This window comes from Microcoleus sp. w2-18bC1 (genome assembly GCF_036700365.1).
In the GTDB taxonomy this organism is placed as follows: Bacteria; Cyanobacteriota; Cyanobacteriia; order Cyanobacteriales; family Microcoleaceae; genus Microcoleus.
The window spans coordinates 18,481-31,502 of sequence record NZ_JAUBOS010000011.1 but is presented as its reverse complement, the minus strand read 5'-3'; the positions used below and the strand labels follow the sequence as shown (position 1 = coordinate 31,502).

Annotated in this window: 11 protein-coding genes; 6 read left to right on the top strand and 5 right to left on the bottom strand. The window is 45.5% G+C overall.

The annotated features are described in order from the left end of the window. Nucleotides 1-447: 447 nt before the first annotated feature. Both QT979_RS09430 and QT979_RS09425 read left to right on the top strand, forming a co-directional pair. A complete protein-coding gene (locus QT979_RS09430; RefSeq protein WP_333212754.1) occupies nt 448-1,791 on the top strand; it encodes an EAL domain-containing response regulator in 1,344 nt (447 codons plus the stop codon). A gap of 313 nt (nt 1,792-2,104) precedes the next feature. Beyond that, entirely contained in the window at nt 2,105-2,770 is a 666-nt protein-coding gene (locus QT979_RS09425) for a response regulator (protein ID WP_333212756.1), read from the top strand. 356 nt (nt 2,771-3,126) lie between these two features. Here the strand turns inward: QT979_RS09425 and QT979_RS09420 are convergent, their stop codons facing one another. Both QT979_RS09420 and QT979_RS09415 read right to left on the bottom strand, forming a co-directional pair. After that, nucleotides 3,127-3,843 (bottom strand): pentapeptide repeat-containing protein, encoded by a 717-nt coding sequence (locus QT979_RS09420; protein WP_333212757.1) that lies wholly within the window; start codon nt 3,841-3,843, stop codon nt 3,127-3,129. 191 nt (nt 3,844-4,034) lie between these two features. Then, nucleotides 4,035-5,234: a phosphoglycerate kinase gene (locus QT979_RS09415; RefSeq protein WP_333212758.1), complete on the bottom strand. Its 1,200-nt coding sequence runs from the start codon at nt 5,232-5,234 to the stop codon at nt 4,035-4,037. Between the two features lie 183 nt (nt 5,235-5,417). Here QT979_RS09415 and QT979_RS09410 point away from each other — a divergent pair, with 183 nt between their 5' ends. Both QT979_RS09410 and ylqF read left to right on the top strand, forming a co-directional pair. Continuing rightward, entirely contained in the window at nt 5,418-5,831 is a 414-nt protein-coding gene (locus QT979_RS09410; protein ID WP_333151871.1) for a universal stress protein, read from the top strand. A 165-nt stretch (nt 5,832-5,996) separates the two neighbouring features. Then, entirely contained in the window at nt 5,997-6,851 is an 855-nt protein-coding gene (gene ylqF / locus QT979_RS09405) for a ribosome biogenesis GTPase YlqF (RefSeq protein ID WP_333309394.1), read from the top strand. Between the two features lie 19 nt (nt 6,852-6,870). Here ylqF and QT979_RS09400 read toward each other — a convergent pair whose 3' ends face one another. Beyond that, entirely contained in the window at nt 6,871-7,686 is an 816-nt protein-coding gene (locus QT979_RS09400; RefSeq protein WP_333309392.1) for an MOSC N-terminal beta barrel domain-containing protein, read from the bottom strand. A 233-nt stretch (nt 7,687-7,919) separates the two neighbouring features. Here QT979_RS09400 and QT979_RS09395 point away from each other — a divergent pair, with 233 nt between their 5' ends. Further along, the gene (locus QT979_RS09395; protein ID WP_333309390.1) at nt 7,920-8,645 is read left to right on the top strand and encodes a carbonic anhydrase; all 726 of its coding nucleotides are present in this window, start codon (nt 7,920-7,922) and stop codon (nt 8,643-8,645) included. Nucleotides 8,646-8,770: 125 nt separating this feature from the next. Here the strand turns inward: QT979_RS09395 and QT979_RS09390 are convergent, their stop codons facing one another. Continuing rightward, nucleotides 8,771-9,958, bottom strand: coding sequence for a tetratricopeptide repeat protein (locus QT979_RS09390; protein ID WP_333309388.1), 1,188 nt, complete (start codon nt 9,956-9,958; stop codon nt 8,771-8,773). 299 nt (nt 9,959-10,257) lie between these two features. Here QT979_RS09390 and QT979_RS09385 point away from each other — a divergent pair, with 299 nt between their 5' ends. Beyond that, entirely contained in the window at nt 10,258-10,527 is a 270-nt protein-coding gene (locus tag QT979_RS09385) for a GlsB/YeaQ/YmgE family stress response membrane protein (RefSeq protein WP_333128479.1), read from the top strand. A 521-nt stretch (nt 10,528-11,048) separates the two neighbouring features. Here QT979_RS09385 and sppA read toward each other — a convergent pair. Continuing rightward, the gene (sppA, locus tag QT979_RS09380) at nt 11,049-12,869 is read right to left on the bottom strand and encodes a signal peptide peptidase SppA (protein ID WP_333212766.1); all 1,821 of its coding nucleotides are present in this window, start codon (nt 12,867-12,869) and stop codon (nt 11,049-11,051) included. Nucleotides 12,870-13,022: the final 153 nt, after the last annotated feature.

Genomic DNA, 13,022 nt, shown 5'->3' with positions numbered 1-13,022 from the left:
CCACTACTGTTGTCTGAAAGCAAGTATCTTTTTTTGGATGAATCAGGATGCTGCATCCTGATTCATCTATGGAGATAAAACTCTAGTTTTCCGTACAAACACGGACTAATTATGAACAATTAACCGGACATCATATAAGTGATAGTCTGAGTAATTTTCGCCATCGGCGCACTGAAACTGTTCGCTAATTTTTTTATGAGAAATATTGGGGATTTTGTAATAAAAGTTTATCGAACGAGTAGGGCGCAGCAGTTTTCTGCTTTTGAAAGAGATCGAAATTTTCCCAATTTGGGCAGTTCTTTGATTGTGACTTAAGAACCGAGGGAAAATATTCAGCCATTTGGCTAATCATTTATTGGCTAATTGGCCCAATTACTAATTCCCTAGTTTGAGTATGCTAGAGTTAGTCAGGTTCAGATATATAGTGGCATCTGTTATCTAAGTATCATGCTCAAAATTTTGGTAATTGAAGACGACGAATTAATCCGGGAAACTCTTCTGCAACTTCTGGAATCTCACAGCTACCGGGTCATTGCGGCCGAGAACGGTCGAGCTGGGGTGCAGATGGCACTTTCGGAGATACCGGATTTAATTTTGTGCGATGTGCAGATGCCGGAACTCGACGGTTATGACGTGTTGCGGACTCTGCGGCAAAACTCTCTAGCTGCAACAATTCCATTTATTTTCCTCACGGCTCAAAGTGACAAAACCGATTTTCGTCGGGGGATGGAATTGGGGGCAGACGATTACCTGACAAAGCCGTTTACCAAGGCTGAATTGCTGGGAGCCATTGCTTCTCGCGTCTTGAAACGGCAAACTATTACTCAACCGCTGACAGTCGCGCTTCACCAAGCAGAAGCCAGACTCAAAGATTTAGTTAACGACTCCACCAAGGTTACAACTCTCTCTCCTGAAAAGTTTGCTCTCGAAGCTTTGCTGCGCCACGCTTTGGCACAAGGTGAGTTTCAGGTATACTATCAGCCACAAGTGAATATTGCGACCGGTCAAGTTATCGGCGCCGAAGCTTTAGTGCGCTGGCAAAATCCCGATCGAGGTATAATTTCTCCCGTCGAATTTATTCCCTTAGCAGAAGAAACAGGTTTAATTATTCAGATTGGGGAGTGGGTACTGCTTTCAGCTTGCGCTCAAGCCGCTAGTTGGCTGGCTGCAGGGTTTTCGCCCTTTACAATATCAGTAAATTTGTCTGCGCGACAGTTGTCAGACCCGGAACTCAAGGCGCGAATCGTGCAAATATTGGAAACTACAGGTTTAGATCCTGCTAATTTAGAATTAGAAATGACCGAAAGCGCTTTGGTGGAAAATGCGACAGTAGCAGGCGCTACTTTAAACGAACTTAAAGCTCTAGGGATTCGGATTGCTATTGACGACTTCGGCACCGGTTACGCTACTTTAGGATATCTCAAGCAATTTGCTTTTGACAGTTTAAAGATCGATCGAATTTTCGTCCGTAATGCCAACGAAGATGCTCAAAATGCTGCTATTACTACAGCAGTAATTTTACTGGGTCACAGTTTGAACATGACTGTAATTGCTGAGGGAGTGGAAACAGAAGCAGAACTAGATTTTTTGAAACAACATCAGTGCGATATCATGCAGGGGTATCTGTTCAGTCGCCCCGAACCAGCAGCGATAATTGAAAGTATGTTGGTTGCCGACCCAAGTTTGTTCGCGCCGCCGCCAGCAGCACCTGGTCGCGTTGTTCCTTTTGTACCTGTGTCTGAACCCGAAAAATCTAAAAACCTTTCAATGTCGGGTCTAGGAATAGTGTAAGTGTCACCAAAATTTCGGTTTTATAGGATAAAATTCTTTCTTTTACCTTCTATTTTCGGCATAAAAGTTGACGCTTCTTCGTAAAAAGTTGTAGCTTTTGATGATAGGCCAATCAAAGAAAGAGATTGTTCCCCCTATTGCTCTACTGCTTCCCCTTTTAGGCGCTAGGCGCCCCTAATTGGACTATTTGAGAAATTGTGGCGTCTTGAAATTGCAAGCCTTTATTAAGTTGCAGCAGGTAAACTCAATTAAGTTCCTACTTTGGGACTGGCAGTTTCAATAACTGTCCAACTGGAATTGGTGCAAGCCTGTCATGGAAAGAATATTAGTGGTGGACGACGAAGCAGACTGTCAAACAGTCTTAGCAATGTACCTGGAAAGTCAAGGATATCGGGTGGAATGCGCTAATTCAGGGGCTGAGGCGCTCTCGATGTTTGAAAATGCCCCCCCAGATTTGGTAATTTCAGATGTCATGATGCCGGAAATGGACGGGTTTGAGTTTTGTCGCCGTTTGCGAACTACCCGTTTGGGACAGTTAGTCCCCTTTATATTTTTGTCGGGTCAAGGCGAGTTGGAGTCAAAAGTTGAAGGTCATTCGATCGGCGGTGACGATTATCTGGTAAAACCTTTTCAGTCTGAAGAAATCTTAGCTAAGGTAAAAGCGCAGTTAGAGCGCTCTCACCGCATTCACGCCGAGATTGTCCGACTGCTGCAAACTTCTAGCGGTAGGGCGGTGGAACCACAATTTGTGCCAGTCTTGCCAGCACCTGCACCTTTGCCTTTAACACCAGCCGAGGAAAGAGTTTTTTGGGAGGTTATCCAGGGTTATACTAACAAACAAATTAGCGATCGGCTGTTTATTAGCCCCCGGACTGTGCAAGCTCATTTAGGCAGCATTTTCAGCAAATTACAGTTAGAAAATCGTGCCCAGCTTGTGAGATTTGCCCTAGAAAGAGGATACAAACCACCTCAAACTTAACTCGGAGTTCAACCTAGGGTGCGCCAGCCAGCCAGCCAGTCGATTTTAGATTTTAGATTTTAGATTTTAGATTTATTCCAGAGATTCATCTGGGAGCTAAAACTTTAGTCTAAAATTTTGATCTTTCCACGACTTAAGTCGCGGGATTGTATCCGTTTTTGGGCCGGGTTAGTCGATTTTAGATTTTATATTTTAGACTTGAGATTTATTCCACAGATTCATCTGGGAGCTAAAACTTTAGTCTAAAATTTTGATCTTTCCACGACTTAAGTCGCAGGCTTGTATCCATTTTTGGGCGGCGTCAAAAACTCCGGTAGCTGCCAAAATCATGGAGGCTGACGCACTCAGCAGGCAGATTATTCCACATTCAAAACACAATAAGGATAATTAGTTATCACACAAACCCCTGGCCCAAAATTCGTACCCCGGAAGTTGGCACGTTCCAAATCACCCTGCCGCACGTTATTCGCCGCATCAATATTTGTCCCGGCCAATTGAGCCCCAGGAAGCCTAGTATTTGACAAAATAGCATTCTGCAAATTAGTATCACGCACATCCGCGAAAGACATATCCGCTCCGCTTAAATTCGCACGATGCAAATTAACTCTAAACAGCAGCGAACGCCTCAAATCGGCATTCGACAAATTAGCTTGCAGCAGATAGGCTTCGCCCAGATTCGCATTAAAAAGCTTAGCACCGCGCAAATCCGCACTCGTCAAATTCGCTCGCCCCAAAAAAGCATTAGACAAATCCGCATTTCGCAGATTAGCACCATTCAATTCAGCCCCGTACATCTCCGCATTAACTAAGTTAGCATTTGCCAAATTAGCCTCACTTAAATCCGCTTCCAGCAAATTAGCTTCATAGAGATTTGCTCCGCTTAAATCCGCTCCTCTTAAATTAGCTCTGTACAAGCTAGCCTTAAACAAATCAGCATTTCTCAAGTCACAGCCTTCGCACTCTTTAGTTTCCAGCAATTGCCTAACATGATCGGGATTTTGAGCTTGAACGGGAGCTGCCAGCCCAAACAAAGCTAAACTTGCCGTTACAGTTGCCAAGAGTTTAAGTTTCACAAACAAACCTCACTGCTACTTCAAACAAATTATACTAGCAAACTATAGACTTAAAACCGATATCCTTCTCTCTTTTCTCTTCCTCTGCGTTCTCTGCGCCCTCTGCGGTAAATATTCAAAAAAATAATTCGCAGCCAAAGATATAGACCTGCTTCCAGCAAGGCGGGCAAAGCCCGCCCTACTTAACTTAATTAAGCTTCATCTAAAGCAGCAACACCCGGCAATTCCTTACCTTCGAGCAGCTCCAAACTAGCACCGCCACCCGTAGAAATGTGGCTCATTTGTTCACCTAAATTCAACTGTTCAACAGCCGCCACCGAGTCACCACCACCGATAATTGTGGTAGTACCAGTTTTAGTAAGTCCAGCCAAAGAATGAGCAATACCTTCAGTTCCCACAGCAAACTTCTCCATCTCAAACACGCCCATCGGCCCGTTCCAGATGACCGTTTTGCAATCGGCCAAAGCATCTTGGAAAGTTTTTACTGAATCCGGGCCGATATCCAAACCCATCCAACCGTCGGGGATGCTTTCTACAGGAACAGTTTGAGTGTTAGCATCAGCAGCAAACTTGTCAGCAACTACCACATCAGTAGGTAACAGAAAAGTAACTCCCCGTTCCTTCGCCTTAGCTTCCAAAGACTTAGCCAGTTCCAGCTTGTCCTCTTCCACCAAAGACTTGCCAACGTTCAAGCCACGAGCTTTGTAGAACGTGAAAACCATGCCACCGCCCAACAGCAGTTTGTCGCACTTTTCGAGCAGTTTTTCAATGACTCCAATCTTGCTGGAAACCTTAGAACCGCCGATTATAGCAGCTAAAGGACGCTGAGGATTGTCGATCGCACTGCCGAGATATTGCAGTTCTTTCTCCATCAAAAACCCAGCCACAGAAGGACTCAGATACTTAGTAACCCCCTCAGTAGAAGCGTGAGCTCGGTGAGCAGTACCAAAAGCATCATTGACATACAAATCGGCCACAGAAGCTAACTTCTTAGCAAATTCTGGGTCGTTTGCCTCCTCCTCTGGGTAGAAGCGGACATTTTCCAGCAACAGCACATCGCCATCTTGCATCCCGGCTACTGTAGCAGCGACTTCATCACCGATGCAGTCGTCAGTCTTTTTGACCTCTTTACCCAACAATTCCGACAGGCGTTTCGCAACCGGCGTCAAGCGCAACTTCTCCGTCACACCCTTGGGACGGCCGAAGTGGCTGCACAAAATCACCTTAGCGCCCTTGGACGCTAAATCTTGAATTGTCGGCAGAGCCGCCCGGATGCGAGTATCATCGGTGATATTGCCGTTGTCGAGCGGCACGTTAAAGTCCGCCCGCACCAATACCCGTTTGCCCGATAAGTCCGATGCCGATAAATTTGCTACAGTTTTTTTTGTCACAGGATTAACCTCCTAATATGTGTGTTTTTGTCGAATTCCGTTGAAATGGCGGCACTGGTAACTTGCACCCCGGCCTCGGACGCATTCAACCGCGCCCGTACAAAAAACGGAAGATGGAACAAACGGCACTGATTGGCTTAACCTAAACATTTTATCGGAGTCCGTGTCCCGGAGATGTGCAGTATGTTCAAGACAGTCTTATTTCCTGTAGATCAAAGCCGAGAAGCCCGCGAAGCTGCCGAAAAGGTGGTCAATATCGTAAAAACCTACGGTGCTCGTTTAGTTATTCTCTCGGTAGTCGAGCCTCCAGCCGAGGAGGCCGACGCCCCCGCGCGCGAGGTGATGACTTCCCCCGAAGCAGTCGCCAAACTTCTTTCTGAGGCCCAATCGATGTTTTCCCAGCAGGGAATTGAAGCTGAAATCATCGAACGGGAAGGCAAACCAGCTTTCACGATTTGCGATGTGGCTGACGAAATTGGGGCGGATTTGATTGTGATGGGCTGTCGGGGGATGGGTTTAACCGATGATGGGGCGTCTGACAGCGTTACCAATCGGGTGATCAATCTGTCTCCTTGTGCAGTTTTGATTGTGCCTTAGTCAGTTGACAGTTGACTGTTGGCAGTTGACGGTTGGCAGTTGTTAGTTGTCATTCAAGAACTAACAACTAAGAACTAACCAATAACAACAGTCAACAGTCAACTAACCAATCACAACTAACCAATCACAATAGTCAACAGTCAACAGTCAACAGTCAACTAACTAATGAAAATTCACTGGTATCCCGGTCACATTGCCAAAGCTGAACGGGCATTAAAAGAACAGCTAAAGCGGGTAGATGTGGTGCTCGAAGTCCGAGATGCCCGCATTCCATTGGCTACTTATCACCCCCAAATGCCGAGCTGGGTGGGCGGCAAGCCGCGAGTCTTGGTCATCAACCGCATGGATATGATTACACCTCGATCGCGCGAGGCGTGGGAAACATGGTTTGAGTCCCAGGGGGAAACTGCGTATTTTACTAATGCCGAGCACGGTCACGGAGTACATGATGTGGCGGATGCCGTGCAGAATGCTGGCGTGCAGCTAAATAAAAGAAGGTTCGATCGAGGTATGCTGCCCCGTCCAGTCCGGGCAGTGGTAATGGGATTTCCCAATGTGGGAAAATCTGCTTTAATTAATCGGCTGTTAGGGCGGAGAGTGGTGGATAGTGCTCGCAGAGCTGGAGTAACTAAATCGCTCCGATGGATTCGCATTTCTGACGAAATTGAATTATTAGACGCGCCTGGAGTGATCCCAACCCGAATTAACAATCAAGAAAATGCCATAAAATTAGCTATTTGCGAAGATATTGGCGAAGCAGCTTACGACAATCAGGTAGTAGCAGCAGCGATGGTAGATTTGCTGCAAGGGCTGGAGGCGACTGATGACACGTTGATATCACTATCAGGTTTCAAATCCAGGTATAAATTAGATGCAGCCTCTAGTAATGGTGAAGATTATTTGCACGAGGTAGCAAAAGACAGGTACAAAGGAGATGTCGAACGAACGGCGCGGCAGATGTTAAACGATTTTAGAACTGGTGTTTTAGGTCAACTTACTTTGGAGTTGCCGCCGGCCTGATCAGACTCGTAACCTACAACTAATCAGAAATGGTATTCAATAGAGAGTTGCTGACCCTGATAATGTGAACTTCGTCTCCTATGTGTAATATTTTTTCTGCTGATTGAGGTGCGAGTCGCGTGTTGACTATCAGCCGAGTAAAGTGATTTAAATGCCCTTTTTTTAGCAGGTCAGGCATAATTTCCTTCTGCTTTGCTGTTAGTATATTTTTAAAATTTAGATCGCTTGCTTGCGCCGCATAATTTCGCGTAGATAGGAGACATGGCTGACCTGGATTAATAGCTTCAAATATTACAGTCCCTATTTTAAACCTCACAATTTCATCGGCTTGTGGAAAAAGTTGGTCTTCCCAAAAAGCCGGGACATCTCCTATTTCAATATTAGCTCGCAAGCGATGGCGCATCTCGTTAACGCAAACTCTCGGAAACCAAGATGCAACTTCGGCAATTGTTTCGGTACTGATAATGCTTGGCCCTGGTGCAGCGGTATTGTCGGGAAAACCTGTAAGCAAGTTTTCAATTAATTTGACAGGGAAACCAAAGTAGCTGCTCAACCAAGATTCTATTCCCAAGCGTTCTCTATCTACATGAAAAAATATTTCTTGTTCGGTGCCTTGAATTTTCAGACCGGCAATTCTCTTTTTGATGTCAAAGGATAAGCGTAGAAAACTGACTCCGCTGTTGTGCTTAGTGTTAACCAATTCTCCTGCTGCATCGCAGATTGCAAAAGAACGATCGCCTTCTAGAGCTCCGCTGGCTAGAATAGGTGCTTGACTGACTGCTATGCCGTCAAGGGACTTGACCGGATAGATATGAATGCTGGCAACGTAGGACATTTCGAGCCATTGATAAATAATAGTCGTTTTAGATACATTCTAGCATCCCTGTCCGCAGAAGGATGACTGCCATTGACTTTACTAAATAAAATATGAATGAAATAAAAATGGGCTACTTTTTTGAACTTTACATTGTGCCGGAGCAGCTTGTAAAGAAAAATCAAAGAAGTCTGACTGAGCTTGTGGTATATATTATGCTAACAAATACAAACAATTGAACCGAGTTGCAAGCAATGACTAAAAGCGAAAGAGCAGGTATGATTTCGCGACGGAATTTAATGCTGAGGGCTGGTGCAGGGATGCTGGCGGCAAGCTTGGCACCAGCGTTTTTACAAGCCGAAGTAGCAAAGGCAGAGGCAATCTCTGACATTACTCCTACTGACATTACTCCTAACAGTGCTCTTAAGAAATTGATGGAGGGGAATCAACGCTACATTGAGCAAAAACGGACATTTCCCGACCAAGCTCGATCGCGAGTTGTAGAAGTAGCACAGGGTCAACATCCGTTTGCAACTATCCTGGCTTGTTCTGATTCGCGGGTTGCTCCCGAAATTATTTTCGACCAAGGATTAGGGGACTTATTTGATATTCGAGTAGCTGGAAATTTCCTCGACGATGTAGTTCTTGGGAATATAGAATATGCCACCTTAGAATTAGGCGTGCCACTATTAGTAATTCTGGGTCACGAACGCTGCGGCGCTGTCAAAGCAGCTTTAGATGGTAAAACTGTGCCTGGTCACATTAGCACTTTGGTGGCGGCGATTAAACCCGCAGTAGATTCGACCAAAGGTCAAACAGGCAATGCGTGGGATAATGCAGTCAGAGCTAATGTGAAAATGAATGTAAATAAGTTACAATCCTCGTCGCCTATTTTAGCTGAAGCAATCAAAGCCGGCAAGCTTAAAGTTGTTGGGGGCCGCTATGATTTGGATAGCGGCAAAGTAGAGATAATTGCTTGATTTGGCTGGTAATTTTCAGAATTTGTAGGGTAGTGCCAAGAGTGCCTACCCCTTGGGGAGCGAGGGGAAACCATCGGGGATTGCCCCTAAAAATTATTGGGTAACGATAAAGTAGATATGGAAGTTTACATTAAACCCATTTCTTGTAGTCCCCGGCGCAAGCGTTCTGCTTCAAAAGGGCGGCGCTGTTCGTGAAGGGCGATCGCTCTTTTGAATTCTGCTAAACTCTCTGGCATTTTGCCAATTTTTAGCAAGGCAACTGCCAAGTTTTGATGAGCTTCCGCGTGTTCTGGATCGATTTTAATCGCTTGTCTGTAATAGGCGATCGCATCTGCTAAATTTCCGGCTGCCTTCAACGTCAGTCCTAAATTGTAGTGACCTACTGCAAAATTGGGGTCTATTTTTAAAGCTGCTTTGTAAGCTTTTTCAGCAGATTTCAAATCTCCTTCATCTTTGAGCAAATTGCCCAAATTATTGTAAGCACCCAACTTGAGTGGCGGGAACACATTGGTATTAATTGCCGCTTGATAGTGTTCTTTTGCTTTTACAAATTGCTGCTGCTGGCGATATGCAATTCCCAAATGATAGTTCAGCTCGTAAACAATAGAATCATCAATTGCCTCGGCAGTCAAGCCTTTGTTTAATAAATTAATTCCCCGCCCGATTTGCCCGCTTTCTACATACAGCGCACCTAATTTGCTACAAGCATAAGCATCGTTTGGATAATAAGCTATATAGCGTTCCATTGCTGCTTGAGCTTTTTGGAATTTACTTTTTGCGGCGATCGCATCTTTTTGATAACCAGAGTGCCAAATCGCCACATCGGGGAGAGAAGCTATTTTCCAATTTGGTTCCCTGTGCAAAATCTCAGCCACGCTGTCGTCTACCATGGCGTGGTAAGGGCGAGAAAAGCGGATGTCGGGGCGATTGCGAAACAAGCGCGACACTAGGGAATAGGGAGATTGAGAGGCACCGATTTCTTGGCGGATGAGATTGATTAGCAGCAGTTGCTCGCTCGCAATTGCCTGCTTAATTTGAGGTAGAATCTCCGGTACCAAAACCTCATCGGCATCCAATACCAAAATCCAGTCGCCCTGGGCGTGCTTCAGACACTCATTGCGCGCCGCTGCGAAGTCGTCGCACCATTCAAAGTCATAAACCCTCGCCCCGGATTCTCTGGCAATTTCACGGGTACGATCGCCCGATCCCGTATCCATCACCACGATTTCGTCAACAACACCCTTAACGCTGTCCAAAGTCCGCGACAGTGTTGCCTCTTCATTCTTCACAATCATGCACAGAGTCAGATCCATCGGGCGCAAACTTTCCTCATTTCACAAAATTATTGTAATTTTTTTACCAGTAAAACACAAAAAGTCCCAGAAAAAATTCTCCTATTTCCTTTTTGCTTTGAGCATAAGTACCTTTCTTCCCTCGAAAAAGTGGGTTAACTCTTTTGAGATATTAAAAAACCTCAAACTCGGACGATTCATGAGAAATCCTACCACTTTCGGTTCATCCCTGCGGTAGAGGTAAGAGCGGGATAGGGGTTGTTATTCTTAGAACATAAGACAAGGCACAAGAAAAGTTTAAGTATTCAGGAGAAAGAGAAATGGGAATTATTGCTTGGATCGTTTTAGGACTGATTGCCGGTGCGATCGCCAAAGCCATTTATCCGGGATCTCAAGGCGGCGGTTTTCTGGCAACAACAGGTTTAGGAATTTTGGGCGCCCTAGTGGGAGGTTATCTAGGTCAAGTCTTGCTGGGGACGAGCGGGGGAGCATCCTTCGGAGCATTGACACTACCCAGCATAGCTTTTGCAGTCGTAGGTGCGATCGTTCTACTTTTCATCTGGGGATTGTTAACTCAGCGTGCTGCATAACAAATATTGCCAATTCCCAGTCGATCGACTTTTAGGGTATTCATAAACCCGGTTTCTTGAAAAAACCGGGTTTTTCAGTTGTTTGTAGGTGCGTCAATCGATTTTAGATTTTAGATTTTAGATTTTAGATTCTAGAGGCGACCCCACGGATAAATGCGGGGGCTCTTCTGATTTTCGATTTGCGATTTTGGATTGATTCCACGGATAAATCCGGGGGCTGTACCATCAAGAAATTCTTGGCCAATCGATTTTAGATTTTAGATTTTAGATTTTAGATTCTAGAGGCGACCCCACGGATAAATGCGGGGGCTCTTCTGATTTTCGATTTGCGATTTTGGATTGATTCCACGGATAAATCCGGGGGCTGTACCATCAAGAAATTCTTGGTCAGCCTACTTTTACCAAATCCGGGTTAAAAACCCCTATCAGACTCAGCGCTTGCAACGGTTCAAGAGCAAAACTTTCGTCTCAACAGAGCGGGACTAAGAATAAAGGGGTAAAAATCCCGGACTTGGTATTAATTAATCAATTCGCAAATTGAAAGGCAAGCGAACATAAATCCCCTGCGGGTCGTTCATCGACTTGATCACAGCCAATTCCTCTTGCATTTTCTTAAATTCGGCCGTTAGCGGGTCGAGTTTGGCGGCTGGTTTCAAAACGTGAACGCCTGAAATTCTTTCCAAAATTCGCTCCTCCAAGCTGCGGCGTTTTGGATATTCTTCCAACTTCCAATCATCGCCGAGTTTAGCTTGCTTAGCCGCTTCTCTGACAGCATCTTCAAGGCCACCAATTTCATCGACTAAACCCAACTGTTTCGCGGCCGTACCAGACCACACCCTGCCTTGAGCAATTTCTTGTACCTTGTTTTTCGGCAGTTTGCGGGAGGTGGCGACTTTAGTAATAAATCGATCGTAAATGCGATCGACTATCCTCTGAATATTCGCCAATTCTTGAGGATTTTTCGGGCGGGCAACCGTGTTAGTATCCGCAAAGCGACCGGTTTTCACCACGTCCCAAGTTAGACCGTTGTTAGCAGCCAATTTTTCGGCGTTGAACAGCATTCCAAAAACGCCAATAGAACCAGTAATCGTATTGGGTTCGGCAAAAATGCGGTTGGAACCCATCGAAATCCAATAGCCGCCGGAAGCTGCTAAATTGCCCATTGAAACAATAACGGGTTTCTTTTTCCCCGTCAGCATCACTTCGCGCCCAATGACTTCGGCCGCCGTCGCACTGCCTCCGGGACTGTTGACGCGCAAAACTACCGCTTTTACGTCGTTATCTTCTCGGATTTTCCGCATTTCTTGAGCGATGCGATCGCCTCCTACTTCAGTCGGGCCCCCTTCGCCGTCTACAATTTCTCCCTCGGCGTAAAGTATAGCAATTTGGTTTTTATTGTTAGCGTGAGTTGAGTTTTTATTCTCAGCAATTTTCGCGTAGTTTTTCAAACTAATTTGCTTGAAAGATTTGTTTTCGCGATCGGTTCCTGTGAGTTTTTTGAGTTCAGTCGATATTTCGTCAAAGTATACAACTTTATCAACTAACTTGTTTTTGAGAGCTTCGTCAGCCATCAAAGTTCCGCCACTATCTGCAAGCGCTTGCAGTTGCGGAACAGTCACTTTGCGACTCGGGGCGACAGTTTGCAGGTATTCTCCCCACATATCTCCGAGCAACTTTTGAGTTTGCTGGCGATTTTCTGGACTCATTTTTGTGAGCAAAAACGGTTCAACGGCTGACTTGTATTTGCCGACGCGAGTCACTTGCACTCCCACGCCGTATTTTTCCAAGGCACCGGTGAAAAACATTGCCTGACTGCTAAAACCGTTGATTTCCAAAGCGCCGTAAGGATTGACGGCAATTGTATTAGCAACGGAACCGAGGTAATAATCTCGCTCGTTCCAGTCCATCTGGTAAGCAAAAATAGGTTTTTTGGCATCTCGGAAACGCTGCAATGCCGATCGAACTTCTTTGAGATTGGCAAACCCGCTGCTGCTCGAATCCGAGCTGCCTTCGAGATAAATGCCAACGATTTTCGGGTCTTTTTTCGCATATTCGATCGTGTCTAAAACAGTCCGTAGCGTCACTGTATCGCCGGAATCTTCCGAAAGCACTTCTTCAATCGCCGCGCCAGTGCTACGGCTCGGTTTGCTGTCGGTGATATTTGAAGAAAGGTCTAATACCAATACAGACTTATCTTTAACTTGCGGGCCTGAATCTTTAGACGACGATGCCGCCATAGCAATTAGCAGTACCAGTCCCCCCAATCCGATGCTGCCCAGCAGCAGCAGTCCTAGGAAGGTTCCCAGTAAACTTGCACAGGTATATTTTAGGAAATCTTTCATTAGATAATTGGTAATTAGTTATTAGTCAATAGTCAGTAGTCAGTAGTCAGTAGTCATTAGTCAGTAGTCATTAGTTATATCACATCCGGTTAGAGCGGAATGATACCGAGCGTGCAAGCGTCCCCGCACGCGATCGAGACGCTCGCACTGCAC